We start from the raw sequence: 25,668 nt of genomic DNA on the forward strand, positions 1-25,668 counted from the left end.
CAAAGCCAAACGGAAAATAAGAATGTCATCACCACCCGACGCCGGCGATTCTGCCGGAACAGGTTCTTCTGACCGGGTTGTTGTCTATGACCTCGCCGCGGAATGCACGCTTTCAGACGTCACCGCCGAGGAGTACTACCACGCAACCGTAAACGGAGTCGTCGATTACGGCATCTTCGTCGATATTTCCGACGACGTGTCCGGCCTCGTCCACGAATCACAACTCAGTGCGACGTACAACGTCGGCGACGAACTCGTTGTTTACCTCACCGAGATCCGTGAGAACGGCGACCTGAGCTTCACCGTTGGCGACCTTCCTGAGTACGAGACGGTCAAAGTCGCCCACGATTACGAGATTTCAGACGCTGACTCACTCTCGCCGTCTTCGACGGACACCGTCCACTTAGAAGGCGAAGTCGTCCAAATCAAACAGACTGGCGGCCCGACCATCTTCCAGATTCGCGACGAGACAGCCGTCGTTCCGTGTGCCGCCTTCGAAGAGGCTGGCGTTCGTGCCTACCCCGACATCGAAGTCGGTGCCGTCGTCCGCGTCACGGGTGTCGTCGATTCGCGCGACGACGCCGTGCAAGTCGAAGCGTCGAACATCGACGCACTCGCAGACGAGGAAGCCGAGGAAGTCACCGCTCGCCTCGCCGCCGCTCTCGACAAACGGTCACAGGCAACTGACATAGAGCCGCTCATCGACTGGCCCGCATTCGAAAAGCTTCGGCCCGACCTGAAGCGCGTGGCAACCCTGCTCCGCCGGACAGTTCTCGAAGGGCGTCCAATCAAGATGCGCCACCACGCAGACGGTGACGGCATGTGCGCAAGCGTCCCCGTCCAGTTGGCCATCGAGCGCTTCATCGAGGAGACCCATCAAGACCCATCGGCCGCCCGTCACCTGCTCAAGCGCCTGCCGAGCAAGGCCCCGTTCTACGAGATGGAAGACGTCGTGCGCGACCTGAACTTCTCGCTCGAAGACCGCGCGCGCCACGGCCAGAAACTCCCCCTCCTGCTCATGCTCGACAACGGCAGCACCGAGGAGGACATCCCGGCCTACCAGAACCTCGCTCACTACGACATCCCAATCGTCGTCGTTGACCACCACCACCCTGACCCAGAAGCGGTCGAACCACTCGTCGAAGAGCACGTCAACCCGTACATGCACGACGAGGACTACCGCATCACGACGGGCATGATGTGCGTTGAACTCGCCCGGATGATTTACCCGGGCATCAAAGACGAGCTCAACCACGTGCCTGCTGTCGCGGGCCTCACCGACCGCTCGAAAGCAGACGAGATGTCCCAATATATCGCCCTCGCCGAAGCGGAAGGCTACTCAGAGGAAGACCTCTGGAATATCGGCGAAGCCCTCGACTACGAAGCCTACTGGCTCAAGTATAACGACGGCCGCGACCTCATCAACGACATCCTCAACGTCGATTGCGACGACGACGAGCGCCACCGCAAACTCGTCTCGTTCCTCTCCTCGCGCGCAGAGCGCGACGTGGACATCCAACTCGATTCGGTGATGCCGCACGTCGAACACGAAGTGCTCGACAACGACGCCCACCTCTACCGCATCGACTTAGAGCACCACGCCCACCGCTTTACCTACCCCGCACCGGGGAAGACCACGGGCGAAATCCACGACCGAAAGGTGCAAGAAACGGGCGAGTCGGTCATCACCATCGGCTACGGGCCGGACTTCTCCGTGCTTCGGTCTGACGGCGTCCGTCTTGACATCCCGAACATGGTCCAGGAACTCCAATCGGAGGTCAAAGGTGGCGGCGTCAGCGGTGGCGGCCACCTCGTCGTCGGGTCTATCAAGTTCGTCAAAGGCATGCGCGAAGAAGTGCTCGACGCGCTCGTCGAGAAGATGGCAGCCGCGGAAATCGACGAAGAACTCCGCAGCACCATCGTTACCCACGACTAAGCCTCGAAGCGGATTTTTCTCCCTGCTGCCCCTGCACCGAGTGCCGACAGTGCGACAACCACACCGAGGCCAACTGAGAGGTGCCACGCTCCGCCACGCCAGTCTGCGTCGAAGACATCGACATAGTATGCGCCAACGTCGGTTCCGTGGAGTACGACGACGACCTCTCGATTCTCACGCAGCGCGTGGTCGTTCCAGTTCAAACTTCCGAGGACGACGGTGTTGCCGTCGATGATGGCGCCTTTGGCGTGGATTTTCTCAAACCGACCGCGCGGCTCCGCAACCCGTGCTTCGAGCGACAGTCTGTTTGCTGTGGCGCGCTGGTTGAGCCATCGGGCAAGCTCGCGGTTCTCCTCGCGGACGTACCACGCCCCACTCAACAGGATGCGGACGTCAACCCCACGTTCTGCGGCACGCAGTGTGGCGCGCAAAAGTGCGTGGTCACGACTCCCGATGGTGACCTGTTCGACACGGAGCGAATCCGTCGCGTTGTCGATGTGGGCAACCAATTTTGTCTCTGCGTTGTCGGGCGTGACGAGTAGTTCGACGCGTTCTGCGCGTATGTCTGTGGGTGCAAACCGAGACAGATACGACCCGTTTGCGGGCGGCGCAGCGACGAACTCGCGGGTTTTCCGTGCCTCGGCCCACGAGGTAGTATCTCGCCATCCGCTGTCCGCAGCGAACGTTTCTGCGAGCGCCGCTGCGAGCGTTGCATTCCTGACTTCGACGCCCCAGCCGCGACTCGCGTTGCCGCCAACGCCCGCTGGTTTCCAGTTCTCAGTGAGGACGAGCGCCTGAGAATCGACGACGGCATACTTCGCATGGTGAAACGAGTAGCGGGCGCGGTCACCACCGATGAGTTTTACTGGAATCCCTGCACCGGCGAGTCGGTCGAGTGCGTCGCGTTGCTGGGTCGTCATCCCACCCACCGGTTCGCGGTCGAGCAACACGCGAACCGTGACACCGCGTCTTTTTGCGGCGATGAGCGCGTCGGTGATGCGAGGTGACGAGAAGGTGTAGCCTGCGAGGAGGATACGGTGGTCTGCAGAGTGGATGGTTTCAAGCGTGGCGTTCGGCGCATCCGGCAGGACGAACGTCGTGACCGTCGTGTTTTGAACAGAAACGGACGAGAAGTCGGTCGCCCTAAGCGGTTCCCACGCCCAGCCGCGTTCGGTGCGCACCCAACGCTCGCTCTCTGGGGCGTTTTGATAGCGTACCTGTGCGACGCGATTTCCATTTTTCCGGAGCGTCAAGATCTCACCGCTGTTTGCGAGTTCGAGGGCGCGAGGGAGCGCGAGGATTCGGTGGTCGGTGAGCGTTGAAACGTGGGTGGGGTGCACTGTCAGCGCGACGGTTCCGTGCAAGTTCTCGGTGGGCAGCGAAACGGTGTCTTCGCCGTCAGAAAGCGTCCAATTGCCGGTGGTGTGTTCGGGAACCGTGATGACGACGAACTCGCCCGCGTCATCGTCGGTGACTGGATTCGGGTAGACAGCAACGAAACTGGGCGCTTCACTACCCGGCACAGCCGCGGCTGGAAACGCGGTGAGAACGAGTGCGAGCACGAGAACCACGCGGGCGAACACGCCCCGGAGTGGCCTCGGCTTCGTTCAAAAAGGTTCGGCTGATTAGGCTGCCGGTTCGCTCTGCACTGCGAGTGCGTCGTCTGCCTTCTCGGCTTCGACCTGCACGATGTAGGACTTGTCTTCGTTGTAGCGGGCGACTTCCTCTAACGCAGCCTTCGTGCCAATCTGGTTGAGTGCCCACGCGGCGCTCGCGCGAACCGTGTCCGATTCGTCGTCGTCGAGCACGTCGCCGAGCGGCGAGACGGCACGGGTGTCTCCGAGGAGGCCAAGGGCGCGGGCGGCCTGACTGCGGACGCCTTCGTTCTCAGAGACGAGGTTGTTGGCGATGACTTGCGTGGCTGCTTCGTCGCCAATCTCGCCAAGCGCCTTCATCGTGACCTTCTGAAGCTGTGGGTCGTTGTCGGCTTCGACGTATTCGAGCAGCGTGTCGAGAGCCTCTGGGTTGCCGATTTTCCCGAGCACCTCGATCTGTGGCTTCTTGCGCTTCTGGGCCGGGCCGAGCATGGCCTCGTAGGCTTCCGGCGACCCCATGCGCTTCAGCGCGTCGATGCAGTGTTCCTGCATGAAGTTCGATTCGAGCATGTCGAGCGCGAGGAGAATCATCTCCGGGTTGTTCCCCTGCTCGTAGATGCGAACCGCAGTGAGTTCCGGTGGGTAGTCTTTGCGGTTTTTCGGGGTCAGCACGTCGTAGAAGTCCTGTGCGTCGAGCTTTTCGACGACGGTGAGGTCGTCCCACTCTTGGGCGTCTTCTACGTCCTGTTTGAACGCCTCGGTCGCTTCGACGAGGGCTGCGATGGTGTCTGCGTCCTCGTCTGCGTCGAGGTCGGCGCTCGAAATCGCCTCTGCGATGTCGTCAAGCGCGCCGAGCACGTCGAAGTGGGATGGACTTTTGACGCTAACGGAGGCGTCGAGAATCTCACCCATCGCGTCGGCGTAGGACTCAGCGGCTTCGACGACTTCGTCTTCGCCCTGTTCGGTCCACTCGCCGTCTTCGATTTTGGTCTTCGCGTCCTCGATTTCGCTCACGACGTCTGCTGCGTACGGGCCGCGAGCGTCTTCGAGTGCGTCGCGCAGGTCGCTCAGTGTCGATTCCAGTTCCTCGCGGGGGTCGTCCTCGTCGTCGTCCTCCGGTTCTGGGAGGTCTGCGGCTTCGAGGTCGGCTTCGATGGCGTCGAGCGTTGCTTCGACGTCGTCTAAGTCCGACTCGGTTTCAGCCGCGTCAAGGGATTCCTCAGCCTCGGTGAGGCGGTCCTCGAACGACTCGGGTGTTACGGCGGGTGCGTCCTCCGCGGGGGTCTCGGGTTCCTCGTCCCCGTTGCTCATATACGTGAACTTCCGGCAGGTCAACCTAAGAGCGTTTCCCTTCGGGCTTATCGCCAGTAAAAGCGTGGGGCCAACACGAGGTAGGCCACAGCGGCTACCAAGAGGGCTTTCGGGAAAATCCGGTCTGCGACGAGCGGCGCGAGAATCGCAAGCGCTTGAATCACGCCCATCGCAATCGCGTCGCGGGCGTACAGTTCTGGATACTGAATCGTCGTCACCATCAGATACGCAAACAGCCCGGCAAGCGCGACGAGTAGCGTCGCTTGCTGGAATCCAGCGAGGTAGACAACTGCGAGAATCGTCCCCGCGAGCGTCGATTGGACGCCTTCCGTGGTGTGTTTCGCCACGTCGTAGGCGGTGTAAAGCCCGAGTCGAATGACTGCGGCGGCGACGAACAGCGCGGGGAGACCGAGCGCTGCGATGCCCCGCACCGATAAATCGCCGAGTACCAAGCCCCACTGGGCGTTGGCGACGCTCACGACGAACAGTGCGGGGGCAACGCCGAATGAGGCCACGTCCGCGAGCGAGTCGAGATAGTCACCGACGGGTGTTCCGCCCATTTTGCGGGCGATAACACCGTCTAAACCGTCGGCAACGGCGGCGAGCAGTATCAGTCGCGCGGCGAGTGCGGGGTCGACCATCGCCACGGCCGCGGCGAGAAAGCCGAGTGCCGCGTTGGCGACCGTGACGGCATCGGCGAGACCCAACCGCCCGACGAAACGGGGCTGCATACTCGGGCGGTGGAGAGGTTCGGCCTTACCTCTTTATGTTCGGACACGAGCAATCAGCGAACATATATTGTTCCGGCGGTGAGCCTCAGGTATGCACCGGCGTGCGTTCCTCTCCACCGCCGCAACCGCACTGACCCTCTCTGTGGCTGGCTGTACAAGTTCCGGCCAGCCAGAAGGAGGCGCTGACTTCGACATTGGCATGTCGGCAAACCGATTCGAACACCCCAACAATCCCTACGAAGTGCCGGTCGGCGAGCCGATTGTGTGGAAGAACACGGGCGGGCGAACCCACACCGTCACCGCCTACGAGGCCGACATCCCCGACGACGCAGCCTACTTCGCCTCCGGCGGCTTCGAGTCAGAGCAAGAGGCCCGCGACGCGTGGATGGGCGACCTTGGCGGCTCGATCGCACCGGGTCAAACCTTCGAATACACGCCCGAAGTGCCCGGCGAGTACACCTACTTTTGTGTCCCGCACGAACCCGGCGGGATGATTGCAACATTCGTCGTCACCGAGTGACCGCGGTCGGCACTCAGGATTTGCGTTTATAAAAGAAAGAGTACGGTTTACTCTTCGAGGGCTTCGTCGTCGTCCGCTGCGACTTCGTCTGCAACGTCGTCTTCGTCAACGCTGACGGACGCTTCCTCTTCCGCCTCGACTTCGTCGGGGCGGGCTTCGAGGGTGAACTTCTGGACTTCGACGCGACGGAGCGGGTAGATGGTCTTCGCCTCTGCGTAGATTGCAGAGGAGATGCGACCGTCTACGATGCTGTCGACAATCTGCTCGTAGGTGTGATCTTCGATGGTCTCCTCGACCATCTCGATCATCTGCTTGCGGATTGCGTGTTCCTGACTGTGGTCTGCGCGCTTCGTCGTGAGGGCGAGTGGCTGAATCTTGACGCGGTAGCCATCTTTCGTGATGGCCGTGATGTTCGCGTCGATTTTCGAGGCACCGCGGCGGACGAGGCTGCGGAGGTAGTCGCGGGTGAGTTCGTGCTTGACGAACTCGGTGTACGCGGCGTCGCTGCCGACGTCGTTCACCTTGAAGGTGAGTTTGGTGTTGTTCTTGCTGGCGTCGTTCGTAAGTTCGCCAAGCGTCGTTTCGATGGTTCGGTCGTAGACCTTCTCGGGTTCGTCAGCAGGCGTCTGACCGAGCTCTGCGCGGTCGAACTGCTCAGGTGCGAGCACCTTGTACCAACGCTTCTGCTGCTTTCGCCGAGAGACGGATCGTTCACTCATTGTTGGATTCTGATTTCGGGTTGTTCGTAAGCTGTGCTGCCACCGTGAGGTTCACCACGTAGTCGTCAACGGTCGATTGCAGGCCGCCGGTCGTCTCGCGTTCGACGGTCAGCTCGATGGTATCATCGGTGACCGTCATGTGCATTTCAGGCGTGTTGTCTGGCGAGAGCGCCGCCGCGATTGCGGAAGCGTTCTCGTGCGTCGTCCGGATGGTGGCGCGCTTCATTGCGCCTCCCGGAACGCCGTGACGAACTCCGAAGCCGACACGTCGGCCCCGAACTCGGCATAGCCCTGTCTGTCGCGGCCGCCGCCGGTTCCAGAGACGGCGGTCGCGGCGGTTGCCATTCGCTCACCAAGCTGTCCCTGTTCCTCGGTCGCGCACGCGGCGGCCTTCCCGTCTGAAACGACCAGCGAGACGGGTTCCGGCGAGCGGAAATCCCGAAGCAAGCGGGCCGTCGTGCGGACGGGAGCCGTCGCGTTTTCGGCGTCGATGCGCGCGACGTACAGGCCGTCGTACCGGCCGGTCGTCGCCCCGCGAAGGGCGGTGTGCGCACGCTTTGCGTGTGCGCGCCACGCTTCCAGCGCGGGCGTTTTCACATCGTGGCCGAGCGCCAGCGCAAGCGCCGTCCCGGGCGCTTCGCGGGCGACCACGTCGAGGACGTCTGCGAACCCTTCGACCGTGGCAAACGGGCCGTCGGTCGCGTGGGGATGCAAGGCGCGCTCGACCGCCTCCGCGGCTCGCGGGGTCGCGCCGTCAGCCGAGACGGTGGCGAGTGCGAGCAGCGAGGCGAGGCGTCGCTGTGCGCGCGTGTCGAGGTCAACAGGCAAATCGAGGTCAGCCAGCGACGCAGTCACGGCTCCTTCGTTTCCGGAGAACGAGGCGTGAGCGAGCGTCGTGTGCGCAAGACCGTTCGCGAGGTCGGCGGTCGGAATCCCGACGCCCGGGCGCTGGGTCACGAGGTCGCGCGACGTTGCGCGTTCGAGAATCCCAGCGTACTCGCTTGGATGCCCCTCTGCGGCCACAACACCCGCGAGGGTGAGGACCGGGTCGGGGTCTGCGGCGAGTTCTCGGGAAACGGCCTCTGCAGTCACACTGGCTGGCTCTGTGTTGGCGGCAATGGAACCGTCGTACGACGGGTTCGACCCGCCGACGAGGAGTGTGGTGACGTCGTCCGTGTTGTCCGGTCGCGCGAGGTTCCCAGAACGGGCGACGCTCGCTTGGAACGGGATGCCCGCATCGCTCAGCGCGCGGGCGATGAGGCCCGTCGCGGCGAGCGCATCACCGTCTGCGTGGGCGACGAACCGAACGAAGTCGGCGTCGCGGCAAACGGCAGCGATTTCACTCGCGTCAGGGGCGTCTGCTCCGGTGCGACCGGTTGCGGACATCGATTATGCGAGAAGCTCTTTGGCTTCTTCGTACTCGTACTTGAAGTCTGCAGCGAGGGCGCCGCCACGGTAGTACGAGACCAGTCGGCGCACTTTCGACTCCGTGTTCTGGAGCGCGCGCTTGTTCTGGTGGTCGTTCGGGTTCTCCGCCATGTGGTCACGGAGGCGCACGGCGCGCTCCATGAGGTTACGGAGGTCTTCGGGGAGGTCACTGGTTGCGTCATTCTCGTCGAGAATTTCGGTGACCTTCTTCCCCGTTGCCAGCTTGACGTTCGGGACAGGCGTGCCCTGAACACCCTCGTCACGGAGTTTGAGTCCGATGACGGCTGGGCTGTGACCTTGTTCTGCAAGTTCGACGACGCGTTCTTCGACTGCGTCTGCGTCGACGTCGCTCCACTCCGGTGGTTCGTCAGCCACGGGTCGGTCCGATTTGGACGAGCCGCGGCGTCGAGTGTGCATTCGTGCCATAGTTGAGGATAGGAACCGCACAGACCGCTCTAGATGATTCGGCGCGGGACGCGCCGGACACTACCGCAATCCCTGAGCCGTGCAAGCGCACGGCGATGTCAGATTTGCGGCCGTGTTGTTCCCACGGGTAGTTCTCCTCCTGAGCCACTAAACGGTTTCTATGCGGATTTCCCGGGCACGCGAGGGTGGTTCGATGGGTTTATGAACAACCGCCGGAAAGCGATTATTGCTGACGCGGGCTTGTAGATCAGGGGTAGATCACTCCCTTGGCATGGGAGAGGCCCCGGGTTCAAATCCCGGCAAGTCCATTTCCTTCCTTCACTTCGTTCAGTCAGTCAATGGACTTGCCGTCCCTCGCAAACACTCTGTGTTTGCTCAGTCCCGGCAAGTCCACTATTACTTTCCGCCGCTAAACCGACGAGCGTAGCGAGTCGCTGGTGGCGCGTAAGTACTGTACGACGCAGTCGGGAATGAGCAGGGCCCTGCCCTGCGAATTCGGTGTGGCTCACGAAGTGAGTTACACGTGAGTTGAAGCCCTGTGAGTCTCGTGAGCGACGCGAACGAGACGACGGCAGAACTCGTTCTGCCGGAAGTCGCAGCACCCGAACGAAGTGAGGGTGACCGTCTCACTCCGGGTTCAAATCTTGAAGCGGCAAAGCCGCTTCAAAGTTCACACCTCCGGAGGCGGTGTTCACTCCCGGCAAGTCCATTTCCTTCCTTCACTTCGTTCAATCAGTCAATGGACTTGCTATACCTCGAAAACACTCCGTGTTTGCTCACTTCCGGCGAACGAGTTCGCCGACCTTCGTGGAAACTTCGTTTCCACTCAGTCCCGGCAAGTCAACTGCGACCAGTCGAAAAAATTGCTCGACCAATTACCACATCTGACCATCAACTCATAGATTAGTACCATCGCAGTATCGAGTAGACCGTGATTTCATAAAATAACGTAAAACTGAGCGGGACTTCCGTGGTGCGATTTCAGGTTGCCCTGTGGCATTTTCAGCGGCGGATAGTTCGTACTCTCATCTCATCAAATAACATCGAGTTTCGCAAATGACACGTCTGCTATCTATCGTATAACTAACACCAGACTATCCGTAGTCGGGTTGTCATGAAGCAACGAATGGCAGGGGTGAAGGTCGCCCACTCTGTAATCCGGTCGCCGGAGACGTTCTACGCGAATCTCGAACCGGGTGCGAGCTATCGGTTCCCCCTCATATACGCCGCTGCCTCGGCGGTACTCGGTGGCATCGTCCTCGGCGGTATGAGTCTCGTGTTCGAAGTGACAGTGCTTACGGACACCCTTCGAAGCCTGTCGACTCGAATCTTCGTGTTTGGCCTGCTTGGCTACTTGCTCTTCCTCGGTCACACCCTCGGGACGCACGTTGTTGCGGTTGTGTTCGGCGCACACGGCTTTCACAAGACAGTCGAGGCGATGGCGTATCCGACCATCTTGATACTCACCTGTGGGTGGATTCCGGGCATCAACCTCATCGTTGGCCTCTACGGACTCTCGTTACAGGTGACGGGCCTCTCGCGTCTCCACAAGCTGAACCGCTTTCTCGCGGGGACGTCCGTCGTGCTGGGCGGCGTTTTCGGCCTCATATTCGTGTTCGTACTTGCCTCGCTCATCGGCGCACTGGTCGTGGCTTGATCGCAAGTAACGGGATTTCTCCGACCGACACGAGACAGTCAGCCGTTCGTACCACTGCCCAGTAACACTGCCCAGTAATACTATATATGGCGTCCTCCCCACTACGTTCCTCACTCCTGTGAGACGTTTAGTTGCCAATGAGCGAGGAGGGACTCATCGTCGAAACCCACCCTGCGCTCCACGGCTTCCTCTACGACCGGGGGATCGACCCACAGGAAGCGCCGACGTGGCGGCTGTTCGGGTCGGGCGAACTGGAAAGCACAGTCGACGACTCCCGCGTGACGGTTGCAATTACTATCGACGGCGAAACACTGATGGCGACGGTGGATTCAACTGGCACGGTCACGAGCAGCAGTCGAACCGACCGATAGCCGAGAATACAGCGTCCCTCGCACCTAGAATTATCACGGAGGGCGATGAGCACTCTAGCGATGGATTCAGACACCTATGACGACCTGGTGCAGTCGCTGACGCCCCACGAAGCCGCAGGTGGCGTGACGACCTACCGGAACACGGTGCGCATCGCGTGTCCTGCCTGCGACAAACCGTTTGACGACCTCGTTGTCTGCGAAGACGACTACAACAGCCTCGAACTGAGTCGGTTGCTCGACCTCTGTGTCTCGACGCACGACAACGACGTGTTGTTGTTCACCCACCAACACTGAGCGACCTGTAATCGAGCCTAGCTTTTTGGACTGGCCCCGCGTCTGTTCAGGTATGAGCAACATGCACCCCGCGGAAATGACTGAAGGCGAGATTCAGCAATTGCTTGACCGCGGTGGGTCGGGTGTGCTTTCGCTTGCGATGGACGCAGACGCCTACGCGATTCCGATTTCTTACGGCTTTGACCCCGGTTCGACTCGTTTCTACTTTCGCCTTGGATACGGCACCGAGAGCGAGAAACGGAGCTACGTCGAGCACACCCAGACCGCGAGGCTCGTGGTGTATGAAAACATAGACGGCGAGTGGAAGAGTGTCATCGCGGCCGGTACGCTGCGCGAGATTGCAGACGACGAGTTGAACCTCGAAGTCGTCCGCGCGCTCCGCCAAGCAGACCTTCCACTGCTCGATATCTTCGACACGCCACGCGACGAACTGGTGTTCTCGATGTACGCCCTCGACGTGGCGGAGCTGACGGGTCGAAAAACGACTGCTCACTCGATGTAGCGCGGCGATTCGTCTGCGTCCTCGGCCGCTTCCTCCGCGTTTGCGCGCGCTTCGTGCATCTGCTCTACGTCTTCTTCTCGAATCCGCACCGTCAACACGGGTGCATCCGCATTTCTGACGACTTCCTCTGCGACACTGCCGAGAATGCGCTTGTGCTCCCCGGTTCGGCCGTGGGTTCCCATCACGATGAGGTCGATGTCCTCTTCGTCTGCGTATTCGAGAATCGCCTCGTGGGGGACACCTTGGAGCAGTTCGTAGATGGTCGGAATATCGTCACCTTCTGCATCGATGCGCGTTTCGACCTGCGCCAGCGCGCGTTGGCCCTCTTCGATGAGCAGTTCGATGATGCGTTGTTGGGTTTCTTCGGGGAGAATGATGTACGACCGTACATCGACGATGTAGACAACGTGCACCGTTGCACCGCTTTGTATTGCCTGATAGAGACACTGGGTGAGCACGTTCGACATCCCGAGACTCCCATCGGTTGGAAACAGAATTTTGTCGTACATCTCGGCTACTTGTACTGTCGTTCGGAAACAATATAGCCTTCTTGCCGAGTCTAAACCGCTGACACATCAAACTGTTAAACTTTCATCATTTACCAGATTATTTTATTGTCTGACAAACTAAGCACGTATCAATGACTGGGCCATTCGGGTTGCGAGCGTACATCTCTCGCGCGCTTACGCGTGACTCACGTGGACAATCAGCGCCCATTGGCACTGTCCTCCTGCTAGTAATCGTGCTACTTGGAACAACGGCCGTCGCCGCCCTTGGCGCGGTGGTTATCGAAGATACCCGCCAGCAGTCGGAGCTCGAACGCGCAGAGCAGTCGATGACGCTGTTCGACTCGCGCGCCGCGCTGGTCGCGCTTGGCTCGTCGAACCAACAGACGATTGAGTTCCCGAACGGCGACGGACAGTTCGAAGTGCGCGAAGACCTCGGGTGGATTCGGATAACGCACAACGACTACGACGGAATGGGATCAGAAGAGACGATTTACAATCGAAGTCTCGGCGCGGTTGTCTTTACCACCAGTGACGCAGAAATCGCCTACCAAGGCGGTGGCGTCTGGCGCAGAGACGGTGGCGGCCCCGCACGTATGATCTCCCCGCCGGAGTTCCACTACCGAGAGGCAACCCTGACGCTCCCGCTGATACGGACTGTCGGGTCTGAAACGTCATCCGGGGCGACCAGCATCTCCATCGACCAGGGTGAAAGCGGACACGCCATCTTCCCGAACACCACCGCGAGCGCCCAAGCCGCAGACGGGACGGAGATTGGCGCACCGTACAACGGCACGAAAGACGCATATGAGAACCCCCTCAAAAACGGGACCATCAACGTCACCGTGAAAGGCCCCTACTCTGAGGGGTGGGAGGAGTACTTCCGCACGCACACGACGGGCACGGTGTACGCAGACCACGACAACGACATTGTCACCCTCCAACTCGAATCGACCGGTGAGGCGCTCCAAGACTTCCAGATGCCAGAACGCGACGGCTCCGTCTCAGTGCCCGCCATGGCCTCGAATCACAAAATCAACAACTTCACGATTCACCTCTCTTCTGAGAAAAACGACTTCAACCAGCTCCACTGGTCGTTCTACACCGAAGACACGGCCGACGTCGAGTTCGAACTCCACGTTGCCTCACAGCAGAAACTCTGTGGCGGCGGTGCGGGCGACCTCGACGTGAGTCTCTACTACTACAATGCCACCTCGGGAACACACCACGAGTGGCAAAACACGTCGATTGACCCCGCAACAGACCCGAACTTCAACATCGATTGCGCTACGGAAGTGCTCACAATGAACTTCACGAGCGATACGCCGCTCACCTATGGCGACATCGACACACAAGGCAGCGACAACAAGTGGCACTACGGGCCTGAGATTGAGAGTCGAAACGTGAGTGCATCTGCGACGGCAAACGAGCACATCGCAGACTGTGACACAGACGACGACGGCATCTGCGACGCAGGAGAAAACTACCCAAGCTACACAGAAGATGCGAGCAAAGCGTCGCTCGACTTCCTCACCAACCACTACTTCTCGCTGATGAGCCCGGATTTCGAACTCACCGTCCACGAAGGCCCCGGAAAGGGGAAGGGGAGTCAATCGACGCGAGTCGACACCGGGAACTCAGGCGGCACGCTCGACTACGAAGTGACCGCAGACTCACGGTTCATTACCTTCCTCCACATCACTGAAAACGAGATTGCGGTGCGGCTGCGCTGAGTTGCGTCACTCGATTTCGATAGTCGTCCGAATCGTCGTAACGGAGCCTTTCTGCACGCCGTCGAGCCGACACGCGACTGTGTTGTCGTCGGTCACAACCTCCGCACAGCTTCCGTCGTCGTTGAAATACGATTCCCACGCTTCACTTCGAGGACTCGTGACGTTCAGCCACATTTTGTAGGGTTCGTCGTCCCCCGTCTGGTCGAGCGTCGTCGCGTCGTGAATTGCGCGCACGCGCACCGTTTTCGACCCGCCTACGTCTTCGTTGGTCGGCGTCCACGTCCGGACGAGCAGCACCATTGGCTGGTCACCGTCTAAGATAAACATCGGTTCGTTCACCATCCGCGAGGTGTCCGATTGGTGGCGAATCACTGCACCACCCTCGTAGACCAAGTCCGTACCCGTGTGCGACGAGTAAACGATTGGCTTAATCGAAACGTTGTAGGCGTACTCGCTGATGCCACTCGCATTGATGAAGTTGTACTCGACATACACCTCCTCGTTTACGGAGAGTTGGGCGTCGTCCAGTCGCACCTCGGTCGCCCGACTCGGCGCGCCGTGTTGCGTGATATCGCCGATGTTGTGCGCCATCACGTCGAAGGCGCGTTCTGCGTTGTTGACGCGTTCGGCGTCCCGCGTGTCGTCGAGGCCACCCACGCCCGAGACGTAGATGATGCCGATGGTGACCGAGATGAGCGAGAAGATGAGGATGAATCCGAGCACGTCGCTCACGGCACGATTATCCATTTTGCACCTCCACTGCGGTACCGTCGCCCACGATGGACACCGACCCGCCATCAACCGACGATTCGGTGATGGTCGTCTCGGCTCTGAAATCAATTTGCACCGAAACGTCTGTCCGAGAACTTCTGAGCAGGAGCGAATACTCGTCACCCGTTTCGTGGATCACGGTGATTCGATAGTGCTCACCGGCGACCAACGTCGGCAAGTCGCGTTCGATGGTGATAGCCCCACCTTCTGCCGTGAATCGATCTGCCGCCGAAATATCGTTTACCATCTGCTGGCCAAGCACGGACAGTTCGTTGCGAATGACCTGTTCGCGCTGGTCTTCGATGAGGTTCCCGCCCGCGATGAGTATCCCCACCACGAGCACCGTCGCAATCCCAAGCCCGAGGATGTAGTTGAGCGTCGAGGCAACCCCTCTGTTGTCCATCATGCTGACTCCTCCGGAACCACTTCGACCGTGTTAGAGTACGTGAGGTCGGGATGCTTGTAGGTGATGTCAATGGTCGTCGCGTAGATGGCATCCTCGTAGTCCGGTTCGCTGTCGGTACTGCCGTACTGCGCCGAGTCGAACGAATTACTTCCGATGACGAGTTCGTAGGTGCCGACGGTCTGGTCGCCGTTTACGAACCGCACGTCGTAGTCCGGTGAGAGTCCTTGCCCGAACTGTAAGGCGTCACACGGCTGGCCGCCAACCGTTCCAGCGGTTACGTTAATCCACGCCGTTGCGCTGGTTGTCGAGCACGTGTAGGTTCCCGTGGCGTTTTCCACAGCGACTTCGACATTCCCGCTACCGTCTTCTTCGACGTTCATCCGCCACGTGTCACCGCTTGCATCTTCGAGCTCGACGTAGAAGCAATCAGAGAACTGGGTGCAGCTCGTTGACTCAGGGTTAACGTTCATTCGGAAGTTACGCACGCCTTCTGCGTCCGTCGCAAGCGTCCAGCTAGCCGTTCCCGTTCGGTTCGTGAGCGTCGAAGACGCGCGCTGTTCGACCTGAATGCCTCGCGTGTGCGATGTGACCACAGCGTCGGTCACTTTCCCGTTTCGCGCGTTGTGTATCGAACTCAAATTATTGTAGTCGCGAACGCTCTTTTCGACGCTCGCTTCGAGCGTGGGATAGTCCGCGTTATCGTTCGCGTTCGCGTACTCAATCGCGTCCTGTGTGCTCGCGATGGCGTCGTGGTGGTACTCGATGGCACTGTCTGCCGCGCCGTCGTTACTGCGCGTCGCGAGGTTCTCCGTGAAGATGGCCGTGTTCAACACCAGCGAGAGGGCGACGAACATCACGGCGAGGACGAGGCCGATAACCAGAATAATCTGGCCACGGTCGCCTACATCCGCCATACGACCACCTCGATTTTGACCACGTTGAACACCGCGCTGTCCGGCGCGGCATCGGTCATGTAGAACTCGTCTTTAGTCGCCGCTTCTGAGACCGTGTAGTCAGTTGGGTTGCCGTCTGCGTCGTACAGCACGTCGTCGTCGTAAATCGTCACGAGTCGGGTGGCGGTGACCGCGTTATCGCTTGGCACCCCGCGGTAGACGAGTTGGCGGGTACGTTCGTCGCCAGACGTAGTCAGGTGGACGAGGTTTACGTTGAACGCAATCCCTGAATCCCCGAACGTGCGTTCGAGCATATTCCCGAACGTCAACGCCGAAGGCAGGTTATCGACGTAGTACTGGCGCGACGTCGTATCGTGGAATTTGTAGGTCGAGTTGTTCCAGTAGAGCGGTGCGACGTGGAGCGACTCGTTTTCGAGCGCGCTCGCTAAGACGCCAGTTGCGATCGCGCGTTCTTGATTCTCGATGTGCTGGCTCGATGTACTCGCAGACAGCGGGGTCACGGCCGTCGCCTGCAGCGCGAAGACCAGCCCAGTGATGAGCAAGAACGACGCGATGATTCCTTCGAGCGTGTGTGCTTGTGCTCGCATGATTACCACATCCTCACGATAAGTGACACGTCCTGCCCATCGAGGTAAACGACCCGTCGGGCAACGACCACAGACCCCGTCGACGTTGGCGGACTCCGACCCTCTTTGAGGAGGAAGCCGCCGGAATCGACGATGTTGCCAGCACCGTCCATCCGCAGAATTTCGCGGTCGCCATCACCATTCGTGTCACGCTCAATGGTGATGTTGAGTTGTTGCGTGCTCGAAAGCCCGAATCTATCCCCGACTGGCGTTCCCGGGTCGAAATTGCAATCTCCTGGGTCGTCTGTTTCATCGAAGAACGCCTCCGTACACTGGGCATCTAAGATGAACGGCTCCGCGGTTGACCCAAGCATCCCCTTCGAGAGCTGCGTCGCTACGCGGTCTACGGCGACCGTATCCTCTTGGACGCTGTCGTTGAACGGCTCGATGAGGCCGGGGACGAACGAGAGGACGAAGATGACGATGATGAGGAACATGCTCATCCCCACCAGAAAGTCCATCGATGTTTGTGCGCGTTCGGTCATATTAGCATGAAGACGAGCAGGGCGAAGGTTGGCAGGATGACTGCGTACTTCACGCCGCTCATGAGACTTGCATCGCGCATGTAGCCCGCGATGAATCCGGACAGGACGGCCTGTAAGGTCACGGCGTGGAAGAACAGCATCGACAGCATCTGCGTGTCGATACCGCCACCGAAGCTTCCTGAATCGCCGCTTGCCTGCGCAGAGAGGCCAGCCATCACGTCAAGGAATTTTACCTTTAGGATGGCCATGACGCCGAGCAACACCAGATAGGTCATGATGATGATGACGATCTGCATGCGCGTGCGGCCAACCCGCTCGCGGTCGATGTCGTCTTGATTCTCGGAGGCCTGTGCGGCCGTCGAGAGAACCGCGGTGATGTTACTCGAGGTCTCTTGGGCCTTGCTGATGAGCTTCACCGTGCGGGCGAGACGCGGAATGTGGTAGGTGTTGTTGAACTCGATGAGCGCCTCTTTCAGGCTCATGCCGTAGTTCACCTTCGCGTGAATGGCTTCGAACTCCTCTGCCAGTTTTCCGCGCGACGTATCAGAGACCACTTTCAGCGATTCGAGCAGGGTCAACCCCGTGTCGTTCGCGCTCGACAGCTTGCGCAGGTCATCAGAGAGGTTCTTGATGATTTTCCAGCGCGAGCGGAGGTTCCACTCGTTGAACACCGCGAGCGGGATGAGCGTGATGTACACCGGCATGTACACCCAGAAGAACGTCCCACCAATCGGATTCGCGATGAGTTCTTCGAAGGAAGCAGGCGCGAGACCGGACAGGATGGCGAACGCGAGCAACACGAGTGCTGCGGGCACCGTGAGCGCGAGCGTTGCCACCGGGTAGTCACGGAAGAAGTGGTGCGGATTCTTGAGCAGCTCCATCGTGACGAACGTCCCTTCCTTGCTCTTGATGCGGTCGAAGATGGCGTACGTTCCCGTGTAGCGCTCGATGATGCCGAGGCTGAAGATGCCTTGTTCGCTCTGTTGAATTTCCATCCCCTTCTCTTGGAGGTAGCCGTCGCCGGGTTCGTCCTGCTTGACCGTCGCGACGAGTACGAGGAAGCCAACGCCCGTCATCGGGATGAGGCCGTAGACGGTCCCGTAGAGCAGGAAGTCTTGGGCCTCCCCGAGCATACTCATGATGACGAGGATGATGATGAGCAGGAGTGGGAACAGCGAGAGCGTCATGTACATCTCACCGAACAGCTCTAAGGTTTCGAGCGTGAGTTCCTGTTCCTGCTTTGCCGTGCGCATGTGCTTTTCTTTCTTGTCGTCCAAGAAGCGCGTCATGTCGCCACCAGAGTTGACGATCGAGAGCATGTCCGTGAGGAACTGCCCCAGTTCGTCACTCGGTGACTGCATTGCCTGGTTGCGAATTGCAGACCGGTAGTCCGTGTCGAAGTAGTCGGTTTCGAGGACGATGCTCTGGAACTCCTTTGCGACCTCGCCGTAGGTGTCTTCGGCTTTCGCCATCGCTTGGAGAATCTCGATCTGGTTCATCCCCCCAACCGAGAGGGCGTACATGAACGAGATGGCGTCCGGCAGGAGCATGTTTATCTCCCGCTTTCGCTCACCCGCCCGGTAGTACGGCACGAAGACGATCGAGCCAAAGCCAATCCCGAAGCCAATCAGCCCAAAGACGAGGCCAGTCACCAACACCAACGCCGGTATCTTGATGGCGTTGACGAAGGCGAGCATGTCGGGTGACAGATTCAATCCGAGCAACACCGGCGTCCCGTCGATAAACAGGACGAAGATGATGTAGCCAAGGGCAATCCCCGCGAACCAGAGCATGAGCCCGAGTAAGACGCCGATGGCGAGCGCCCACGAGAGGAAAAACTCCACCGTGTGGGGCATTCGTGCCGCGCCGAGTTTTTCTTCTACGTCAGAGACGAACTCGCTGTCGTCGCTGAACAATCGTCGGTAGAGCGGGTAGAACGAATCGCTGATGGACTTTTCTTCAAAGCCACTGCTAGCGCTCATCGTTTCTGGGGCCATTTACTCGTCGTCCTCCAGTGGCTCAAACCCACCGCCGAAGTCGAATGCCTCGAACGGGTCGTCCTCGTCGTCGTCGGTATCGTCGCCGCCGTCAGTGGCGGCTCCCGCCTCGTCAGCACCGGAGGCAAGCGCCGGTTCGATATCTGGCATCTCTTCCGTGCGGTAGCGTGCAAAGAGGTCTTCCTCGGCTTCCGCGAGGATTTCATCCGTGTGCGCCCGCAGCTCTGCGTACGGATCTGGCCGTGGAATCATCGCCTCCTTTTCGGGGTCAATGTCGATCATGACGCTCTCCATCTGCCGGAGTTCCTCAAGGCGTGCTTCTAACTCGTCGCTTGCGATGAGCGACATGATGGTGTCGTTGTCGTTCATGAACCCTTGCAACGCGGCGGCCACCTGTGGGTAGCTGTTCAGCCCCTTGTTGATGAGATAGGCAAGGACGATTTTCCGCAGGTAGATTGCTTCGTCCAACTGGTCGTACGACCAGCCACGGTCGAAGCGAATCTCGTCGAGCGTGTTCGACTCACCCATCCGCAGGAACTCGTCGGATTCTGCTTGCCACTGGAACACGTCTTGAACGTTGATTTCGTCGTTCTCCGGGTCGTAGTGGTTGATTTCCGTGATGGACTTGCTGCGGCGCACTTTGTTCCCGTGGACGCGCGTCGAAGTCTGAATGCTCACGAGGTCGAGCGCGGTGAACATCGTCTTCGAGACGTTGATTGGGTCTGTCGTAAAGCGCTTGATAACCTCACCCACCGAGTCCGCGTGGAACGTCGTGAGCGTGGTGTGACCCGTGGACATGACCTGGAACAGCGTCCGGCCCTCTTCCCCACGAATCTCACCCATGACGATGTATTCTGGGCGCTGCCGGAGTGCGGCGGCGAGCAAGTCGAACTCGTCTACGTCACCTTGGTCGTCAGCCGTAAACGAAGGCCGCGTCGTCGAGGCAATCCAGTTGCGCTGTGGCAACTCGACTTCGCGCGTGTCTTCGATGGACACAATCTTCGACTTCGACGGGATGAACAGCGACACCGCGTTCAGGCTGGTCGTCTTCCCGGATGCAGTACCGCCTGCGAAGATGAGCGACTTGTTGTTCTCGATGCACACCCAGAGGTAGGCCATCTCATCAAGCGAGAAGGTGTGCCAGTTGATGAGGTCCACTGGCGTGAACGGCACCTCCTTGAACTGCCGGATGGTGTAGTTCGTCCCGTGGTCTGACACCTCGCGCCCGAGTGTGAGCTGGGCACGCGAGCCGTCTGGCAGGGTTGCCCCGACCTGTGGCTGGCGCTTCGAGATACCTTTGCCAGAGCGCTGGGCGAGTTTGACGACGAAATCGTCGAGGTCTTTCTCGCCGTGGAAGATGTTCGAGATGATTTGCTCGTAGTCAGAGTGGTAGACGAAGACGGGTGAGTTGTACCCGTCACACGAAACGTCCTCCACGTTGATGTCGTATTTCACGCCGTCGATGCGCTCGAAACCAATGAAGTCGCGTTTCAGCATGTAGAGCAGCTTCTCGACCTGGTACTCCGTGACCATCCGCGCGTCCTCTTCGAGAAGCGCGGGCTCCGGTCGAGTCAACATACCGTTTAAGTCGCGGATGACTTCTTCCTCTTCGAGTTCTTCGGCTCGGCCAAGCAGTTCTAAGAACTGTTGTTTCAAGCTCTGCTTTTCGTCCGCTGGCCGGGCGTAGAGGTCGTAGCGTTCGAGGAGTCGTTCGGTCTCGCGCGCGATGACGGCTCCGCGGTCTGCCTCGTCGCCTTCGACGATGACATCTTCATCAGAGTATTTGATTGCCGTGCGGAGTTTGTTCGTCAGGTACTCCTTTAGCTCGCGCTCGATTGGCGTGAGGTACGGCTCTACGAGGTAGTACTTGTGTTCGTTCTCCTTGCTCGAGTGGAAGATACTCACGAACGCAAACGGCTTGTTGACCCAGTACCGGTCAACCTCGTGGAAGTGTGATTTCTTCGAGAGCGGCACGGCCTTTTCTAAGTCGTACCGATTGACGACGGTCTTCGTCCCGTCTGGGTTTCTAAAGAAGGCGTCCTCATCGAGATCTTCGAGCACGTTGACTGTGCGTTCTTCTCTAACGTCACCGATGCACTCCCCAACGACGTTCCCGTAGCTGAGAACGCTCGGCAGCGAGGTTGGGTCGAAGCCGAGGTACTCGCTCGCGTCGAACTCGACGACTTCTCCGGTTTTCTTATCAACCGGCGGCTTGCCCTCCTCGTCGTAGTAGTACTCGATTTTGAAGTGTTCCCAGTAGTAGTCTCCGACCGCAACGTCGGTTGTCTCTACGTCTAGGAACGAATCGAAGTGGTCATCGAGGACGGCTGCCTTGCCTGCTGCCTTCGCCAACCGAGCCTCTATGTCGGTCGGGTCGAAGCCAAGGTACTCACTCGCGTCAAATTCGATGACGTCTCCGATGAGGTCGGTTGGGCGTGCTCCGTTCTCGTCGTAGTAGACCTCTCGCTTGAAGTCTTCCCACGTGTACGCACCCATTACTGCACCGACAGAGGTTTCCTCAGTCGTTTCCGTGACGGCGTCCCCCCGGTCGCCGTGCTGGTCAGAGCCAGCAGTGTCGGCGTTATTCTTCCCCATATCCTCTGATAATACTCTGTATGAGAGAAAAAGTGTTGCGCTTATATATCTGATTTCTTACACTGTATGGTTATGAAGAGCTAAATTGACCAAAATACCTGATTCTCTGGATTAAGCGACAATTTCCACGTCATAACTGCTGGAAACATAGGTTACAGTTGACTACTATCTAAAGAGTCTTTCACAGTCAACGTGTAATAATCACGACTTCACGCGCAACAGGTGATAGAGAAGTACTTTTCAGAAAATCTGATGAAACCGGTATTCAAACGGGCTGCTCGCTGGCTATCCCCACTCGCTGTGTCTGAGCCAGTGTCTACGAATTGGGCACATTTATATCATATTCCGTGAAAGAACCGCCATCCATGCGCTACGATGCGGTCATTTTCGATAACGACGGTGTGCTCGTTGAGCCACCGAATAGAACGACCGTTCGTCGCGTGGCAGAAGCAACGTTCCATAGCTTCGACCTTCGCCGTCCAACGCAGGACGACCTCCGCCAGCTCGGCGCGCACAATCTCGAAACGATTCGACAACTCGCCCAGCAATACGATATTACTCCGGTGCGGTTTTGCGGGAAGATGACCGACTTCATCGAATCCGAGCAACAACGTGAGTTCAGACAGGGGGTTCGGTCGCTCTATGAAGACGTGACCGCGCTGTTCGACCTCGACCTGCCACTCGGCATCGTCAGCGACAACCCGCCGAAAGTGCTGTCCTACATTCTCCGTTTTTTCGGCCTCGAAGCGTACTTTTCTACGGTTTACGGCTGCCCGTTCACCCCCGAGGGCCTCAGTCGAAGAAAGCCGAGCCCCTACTACCTGAACGCCGCACTTTCCGACCTCGACACACAGAACGCGGTGTACATCGGAGACCAGCCCTGCGATGTGGCCGCCGCCGAAAACGCGGGCATCGATTCAGCGTTGCTCACACGCGATGACACACCAGTTGACTGGGACGTCGCCCCAACCTACCAGATCGCCAGTCTTAGCGAACTCCCCGCGCTCATCGCGTAAGACGTCGGAACCTCGCCCGAATTGCTGCGTGTCGTCAGTTTTCAACTCACTAGTGCTCACACAAGCCGCTGACCCAGCCGAGCGGCCAGTTCTATCCAAGTACGCGCTCGAATACGCCAAAGAGACGGCGATTCTATATCTCAATATGTGGTTTATTGAGAAGAGAGGGCCGCGTAGCTCGAACGGTAAAATCGGCTGAAAACCGGGGTCTCACCCGAGGAACGCTTCGATTCGTGCCATCGCCTCGCGCAACTCGTTCAGGCCCGCTGCATAGGACACTCGAAGATGGCCGTCCCCGCTCTCGCCGAACACATGGCCGGGGACGAGTGCGACGCCCTGTTCTTGTAACAGCGCCTCTGCGAAGGCGTCGGTGTCGTCCCACGGACACTTGGGGAAGACGTAGAACGCGCCTTTAGCCTCGAAACAGTCGATACCCATCTCCTCGAACCGCGAGAGGACGAACTGGCGACGGCGGTTGTACTGCTTTCGCATCTCGATGACCTCGTTATCACACGACTGCAGGGCTTCGAGCGCGGCGTACTGCGCCGTCGTCGGCGCAGAAAGCATCGTGTACTGATGGACGCGATTCATCGCAGCGATAACCTCGGGTGGCGCCATTGCGTATCCCAGTCTGAGGCCGGTCATCGCGTAGGCTTTCGAGAAGCCGTTGAACACGACAGTTCGCTCGCGAAGCCCCTCAAATGTGGCAATAGAGGTGTGCTCGTCGCCGTAAGTGAGGTCTGCGTAAATCTCGTCTGCGAGCACCGTGAGGTCGTGTTCGCGCACGAACTTTGCGACTTCTGCCATCTCCGCTTCGGTCATGATGGCTCCCGTCGGGTTGTTCGGGTAGCAAAGCACCAGCATGTCGGCATCGGCCACGCCGTGTGCATCGAGTATCTCCGTGGTGAGTTTGAAGTCGTCTTCCTCGCGGGTTGGCACGGAGAGCGGCTTGCCGCCTGCGAATGTGACTCCCGGGACGTAAGAGATGTACGACGGTTGGGCGATGGCGACCACGTCGCCCGGGTCAACGAGGGCGCGAAACGCCACGTCAAGCCCTTCGCTCGCCCCTGCGGTGACCAGAATCTCGTCGTCAGGGTCGTAGGCGAGGTCGTACTGGGAGGCGACGCGCTTTGCTATCTCCTCGCGCAGTTCACGCATCCCACGATTCGCGGTGTAGGAGGTTTTTCCCGCCTTGAGCGAGTCAATCGCGGCTTCGCGTGCCGCCCACGGCGCGGTGAAATCGGGCTCACCGACCCCAAGCGAGATGACGTCGTCCATCTCCTCTGCGATTTCGAAGAATTTGCGGATCCCAGACGGCGGAATCTGCTGGACGCGGTCTGCGATTTTCATGGCGAAAACGAGAGCCGGCCATCGTCGTGGCCGTCGCCCATCTCGAGGCCGCGGTCTTTGTACGTCTCCATGATGTAGTGGGTCACCGTCTGCGTGATTTCGGGGACGGGAGCCACCTTCTCGCTGATGAATTTCGAGACTTCTCGAAGCGAGTCGCCCTCGACTTCGAGCGCGAAGTCGTAGTCGCCGCTCACGAGCCGCAGCGATTTCACCGGCGGGAATTTCACGAGACGACCGGCGATGTCGTCGTAGCCGGTTTCGCGGTCGAGCGTGACGTTCAACTCGACGAGCGCCCGGATGCGCTCTTGGTCTGCTCGGTCCCAATCGACGACCGCTTGGTAGCCGCGGATGAGGCCCGACGCTTCCAATTCCTCGATTGCTGCTGCTACTGCTTCCGCGTCTGCGCCCGTCTGTCGGGCTAAGTCTTCAGTCGAATAGCGGGCATTTTCGAGTAGGAGCGCTAAAAGCTCATCTCGCGTGCTCATACTCCGTGAGAACAGACGCCTCACAAAAAGACTTGCTACCGGTGCAATAAACTGGATGTCACGATATGGAATCGTAAGAGAGGCAGTTGCCTTATTCGCGCTCTACGCGTCTATTCTGCTATGCAACGGGTGGAGGGTACTGATGAGCGGTGACGAGCCGGATGCGGAGTTTGATTTCAACGAATCATACGTCGGAACGCCGCCGTGGGACATCGGTCGGCCACAACCAGCACTCGTTGAACTCGAGACTTCGGGCGTAATCGAGGGAACCATTCTTGATGTGGGCTGTGGAACTGGTGAAAACGCCCTCCACTACGCATCCCAAGGACACTGTGTTCTCGGTGTTGATGCAGCCATAAACGCGATAGAGAAAGCACGAGCCAAAGCAGCACACCGCGGACTCAGTGACCGGGCTCGCTTCACCGTACACGATACGTTCGACCTTGCTTCACTCGGCGAGCAGTTCGATACCATCACGGACTGCGGTCTGTTTCATATGTTCGGCCCCGAGGACGCAGTCGCCTACGCAGAGAGCCTCAAGACCGCGCTCAGGTCCGACGGGCGCTACGTCATGCTTGGGTTCAGCGAACGCGATGGCCGCATCGGTCCAAGCACGAATGAAACCCTGATTCGAAAAGCGTTCGCTGTGGACTGGAAGATTGAAGAAATCCGTGAAACAACGTTCGAGACGACAGATCCAGCCACCTACAACCATCACGCGTTACTCGTGGTCGTGAGGAACGTCTGACCCTCAGCTATCGGTGCGCGCCTCACGTTCGATACGGTGGATGAACTCGTCTTTACCGTCGGTGTACGCGCCGATATCGTTTCGATGGATTTCTGCAAGGTCTCGTTTCAACGCGGCGTACTCGTCTGCGATGGCTGGGTGTTCTCTGAGATAGTTGCGGAACGCGAGATGGCGCGTCCAGAATTCGCGTCCCGTTTCGACCATATGTAGGTGGTGGGTTCGCGTTCCACCCACTGTTTTCCGGAAATACCGGCGTTCCGGCATAACGTCCTCGAACGATGGCACGTACTCGTAGCCGAGTTTTTCGAGTGGTTCGATACATTCGACTGCGTCTTCGAGCGAGGCAACACCGGCCAGCATGTCGATGATGGGCTTCGCCGGGAGGTTTGGAACCGCCGTGCTCCCGATGTGTTCGACGCGTTCTATGTGGTCGCCAATGGCGTCACGTATGTCGGTGGTTTCCGCGTCGAATTGGGCTGGCCAGTCGGGGTCATACTCGGCGATGATGATTGGTGTCTGGCTCATGTGGCGGGTGATTTTGTAGTT

General features: G+C 59.1%; 27 protein-coding genes and 1 tRNA gene. 10 read left to right on the forward strand and 18 right to left on the reverse strand.

The genetic code is table 11. The features are described 5' to 3' along the window. The first annotated feature begins 22 nt into the window (after positions 1-22). The gene (locus tag V5N47_RS13445) at positions 23-1,936 is read left to right on the forward strand and encodes an OB-fold nucleic acid binding domain-containing protein (RefSeq protein WP_338728213.1); all 1,914 of its coding nucleotides are present in this window, start codon (positions 23-25) and stop codon (positions 1,934-1,936) included. Here the strand turns inward: V5N47_RS13445 and V5N47_RS13450 are convergent. Genes V5N47_RS13450 through V5N47_RS13460 form a run of 3 tightly spaced genes read right to left on the reverse strand, consistent with a single transcriptional unit; the run spans position 1,933 to position 5,573 of the window. Continuing rightward, positions 1,933-3,519 (reverse strand): phospholipase D-like domain-containing protein, encoded by a 1,587-nt coding sequence (locus V5N47_RS13450; protein ID WP_338728214.1) that lies wholly within the window; start codon positions 3,517-3,519, stop codon positions 1,933-1,935. The genes V5N47_RS13445 and V5N47_RS13450 overlap by 4 nt on opposite strands. A 42-nt stretch (positions 3,520-3,561) precedes the next feature. Further along, positions 3,562-4,842, reverse strand: coding sequence for a HEAT repeat domain-containing protein (locus V5N47_RS13455; protein ID WP_338728216.1), 1,281 nt, complete (start codon positions 4,840-4,842; stop codon positions 3,562-3,564). Positions 4,843-4,889: 47 nt separating this feature from the next. Further along, complete coding sequence (locus V5N47_RS13460) at positions 4,890-5,573, reverse strand: protein sorting system archaetidylserine synthase (protein ID WP_338728217.1); 684 nt, start codon at positions 5,571-5,573, stop codon at positions 4,890-4,892. A gap of 91 nt (positions 5,574-5,664) precedes the next feature. On the opposite strand from V5N47_RS13460, the gene V5N47_RS13465 reads away from it, so the two are divergent. Next, a complete protein-coding gene (locus V5N47_RS13465; protein ID WP_338728218.1) occupies positions 5,665-6,093 on the forward strand; it encodes a plastocyanin/azurin family copper-binding protein in 429 nt (142 codons plus the stop codon). 47 nt (positions 6,094-6,140) lie between these two features. Here the strand turns inward: V5N47_RS13465 and V5N47_RS13470 are convergent, their stop codons facing one another. The 4 genes from V5N47_RS13470 to V5N47_RS13485 are packed head-to-tail and all read right to left on the reverse strand — an operon-like array spanning position 6,141 to position 8,666. Continuing rightward, positions 6,141-6,812 carry a 30S ribosomal protein S3ae gene (locus tag V5N47_RS13470; RefSeq protein WP_338728219.1) on the reverse strand — a complete coding sequence of 224 codons (672 nt, stop codon included), beginning with the start codon at positions 6,810-6,812 and terminating at the stop codon, positions 6,141-6,143. Next, a complete protein-coding gene (locus V5N47_RS13475; RefSeq protein ID WP_338728220.1) occupies positions 6,805-7,038 on the reverse strand; it encodes a KEOPS complex subunit Pcc1 in 234 nt (77 codons plus the stop codon). The genes V5N47_RS13470 and V5N47_RS13475 overlap by 8 nt, the downstream gene beginning before the upstream one ends. Continuing rightward, the gene (locus V5N47_RS13480) at positions 7,035-8,198 is read right to left on the reverse strand and encodes an exonuclease RecJ (RefSeq protein ID WP_338728221.1); all 1,164 of its coding nucleotides are present in this window, start codon (positions 8,196-8,198) and stop codon (positions 7,035-7,037) included. Before V5N47_RS13480 ends, V5N47_RS13475 begins: the two co-directional genes overlap by 4 nt. Positions 8,199-8,201: 3 nt before the next feature. Next, complete coding sequence (locus V5N47_RS13485) at positions 8,202-8,666, reverse strand: 30S ribosomal protein S15 (RefSeq protein ID WP_338728222.1); 465 nt, start codon at positions 8,664-8,666, stop codon at positions 8,202-8,204. A gap of 236 nt (positions 8,667-8,902) precedes the next feature. On the opposite strand from V5N47_RS13485, the gene V5N47_RS13490 reads away from it, so the two are divergent. From V5N47_RS13490 to V5N47_RS13510, 5 genes are all read left to right on the forward strand, one after another. Next, positions 8,903-8,974, forward strand: a tRNA-Ala gene (locus V5N47_RS13490). Between the two features lie 806 nt (positions 8,975-9,780). Continuing rightward, positions 9,781-10,323 carry a hypothetical protein gene (locus V5N47_RS13495; RefSeq protein WP_338728223.1) on the forward strand — a complete coding sequence of 181 codons (543 nt, stop codon included), beginning with the start codon at positions 9,781-9,783 and terminating at the stop codon, positions 10,321-10,323. Positions 10,324-10,460: 137 nt separating this feature from the next. Then, positions 10,461-10,694 (forward strand): hypothetical protein, encoded by a 234-nt coding sequence (locus V5N47_RS13500; RefSeq protein ID WP_338728224.1) that lies wholly within the window; start codon positions 10,461-10,463, stop codon positions 10,692-10,694. A gap of 60 nt (positions 10,695-10,754) precedes the next feature. After that, a complete protein-coding gene (locus V5N47_RS13505) occupies positions 10,755-10,988 on the forward strand; it encodes a hypothetical protein (RefSeq protein ID WP_338728226.1) in 234 nt (77 codons plus the stop codon). 52 nt (positions 10,989-11,040) lie between these two features. Then, positions 11,041-11,490, forward strand: a complete 450-nt coding sequence (locus V5N47_RS13510) for a pyridoxamine 5'-phosphate oxidase family protein (RefSeq protein WP_338728228.1) — start codon at positions 11,041-11,043, stop codon at positions 11,488-11,490. Here V5N47_RS13510 and V5N47_RS13515 read toward each other — a convergent pair. Then, positions 11,478-11,999: a universal stress protein gene (locus V5N47_RS13515; protein ID WP_338728230.1), complete on the reverse strand. Its 522-nt coding sequence runs from the start codon at positions 11,997-11,999 to the stop codon at positions 11,478-11,480. The two genes, V5N47_RS13510 and V5N47_RS13515, sit on opposite strands and share 13 nt — an antisense overlap. Before the next feature lie 233 nt (positions 12,000-12,232). Here V5N47_RS13515 and V5N47_RS13520 point away from each other — a divergent pair, with 233 nt between their 5' ends. Further along, positions 12,233-13,729 (forward strand): hypothetical protein, encoded by a 1,497-nt coding sequence (locus V5N47_RS13520; RefSeq protein WP_338728231.1) that lies wholly within the window; start codon positions 12,233-12,235, stop codon positions 13,727-13,729. Positions 13,730-13,735: 6 nt separating this feature from the next. Here V5N47_RS13520 and V5N47_RS13525 read toward each other — a convergent pair whose 3' ends face one another. From V5N47_RS13525 to V5N47_RS13555, 7 genes are read right to left on the reverse strand one after another with little or no spacing between them, the layout of a single operon-like run. Beyond that, on the reverse strand, positions 13,736-14,476 hold the full coding sequence (locus V5N47_RS13525) for a hypothetical protein (protein WP_338728232.1): 741 nt from the start codon (positions 14,474-14,476) through the stop codon (positions 13,736-13,738). Further along, positions 14,469-14,906 (reverse strand): hypothetical protein, encoded by a 438-nt coding sequence (locus V5N47_RS13530; protein ID WP_338728233.1) that lies wholly within the window; start codon positions 14,904-14,906, stop codon positions 14,469-14,471. Before V5N47_RS13530 ends, V5N47_RS13525 begins: the two co-directional genes overlap by 8 nt. Beyond that, the gene (locus V5N47_RS13535) at positions 14,903-15,820 is read right to left on the reverse strand and encodes a hypothetical protein (protein WP_338728234.1); all 918 of its coding nucleotides are present in this window, start codon (positions 15,818-15,820) and stop codon (positions 14,903-14,905) included. Before V5N47_RS13535 ends, V5N47_RS13530 begins: the two co-directional genes overlap by 4 nt. Continuing rightward, entirely contained in the window at positions 15,808-16,407 is a 600-nt protein-coding gene (locus V5N47_RS13540; protein WP_338728235.1) for a hypothetical protein, read from the reverse strand. Before V5N47_RS13540 ends, V5N47_RS13535 begins: the two co-directional genes overlap by 13 nt. A 2-nt stretch (positions 16,408-16,409) precedes the next feature. Further along, entirely contained in the window at positions 16,410-16,931 is a 522-nt protein-coding gene (locus V5N47_RS13545) for a hypothetical protein (protein ID WP_338728236.1), read from the reverse strand. Further along, positions 16,928-18,928: a type II secretion system F family protein gene (locus V5N47_RS13550; protein WP_338728238.1), complete on the reverse strand. Its 2,001-nt coding sequence runs from the start codon at positions 18,926-18,928 to the stop codon at positions 16,928-16,930. Before V5N47_RS13550 ends, V5N47_RS13545 begins: the two co-directional genes overlap by 4 nt. Then, positions 18,929-21,424, reverse strand: coding sequence for a type II/IV secretion system ATPase subunit (locus V5N47_RS13555; RefSeq protein ID WP_338730303.1), 2,496 nt, complete (start codon positions 21,422-21,424; stop codon positions 18,929-18,931). 464 nt (positions 21,425-21,888) lie between these two features. Here V5N47_RS13555 and V5N47_RS13560 point away from each other — a divergent pair, with 464 nt between their 5' ends. Next, positions 21,889-22,539 carry an HAD family hydrolase gene (locus V5N47_RS13560; protein WP_338728239.1) on the forward strand — a complete coding sequence of 217 codons (651 nt, stop codon included), beginning with the start codon at positions 21,889-21,891 and terminating at the stop codon, positions 22,537-22,539. Between the two features lie 210 nt (positions 22,540-22,749). On the opposite strand, the gene V5N47_RS13565 is transcribed toward V5N47_RS13560, so the two are convergent. Then, the gene (locus tag V5N47_RS13565) at positions 22,750-23,889 is read right to left on the reverse strand and encodes an aminotransferase class I/II-fold pyridoxal phosphate-dependent enzyme (RefSeq protein WP_338728241.1); all 1,140 of its coding nucleotides are present in this window, start codon (positions 23,887-23,889) and stop codon (positions 22,750-22,752) included. Continuing rightward, complete coding sequence (locus tag V5N47_RS13570) at positions 23,886-24,374, reverse strand: Lrp/AsnC family transcriptional regulator (RefSeq protein WP_338728242.1); 489 nt, start codon at positions 24,372-24,374, stop codon at positions 23,886-23,888. Before V5N47_RS13570 ends, V5N47_RS13565 begins: the two co-directional genes overlap by 4 nt. 142 nt (positions 24,375-24,516) lie before the next feature. On the opposite strand from V5N47_RS13570, the gene V5N47_RS13575 reads away from it, so the two are divergent. Beyond that, positions 24,517-25,122: a class I SAM-dependent methyltransferase gene (locus V5N47_RS13575; RefSeq protein WP_338728243.1), complete on the forward strand. Its 606-nt coding sequence runs from the start codon at positions 24,517-24,519 to the stop codon at positions 25,120-25,122. A gap of 3 nt (positions 25,123-25,125) precedes the next feature. Here the strand turns inward: V5N47_RS13575 and V5N47_RS13580 are convergent, their stop codons facing one another. Then, entirely contained in the window at positions 25,126-25,647 is a 522-nt protein-coding gene (locus V5N47_RS13580; RefSeq protein ID WP_338728244.1) for a GrpB family protein, read from the reverse strand. Positions 25,648-25,668 lie beyond the last annotated feature (21 nt).

The sequence above is a fragment of the Haladaptatus sp. DJG-WS-42 genome (genome assembly GCF_037198285.1).
Classification (GTDB): domain Archaea; phylum Halobacteriota; class Halobacteria; order Halobacteriales; family Halococcaceae; genus QDMS2.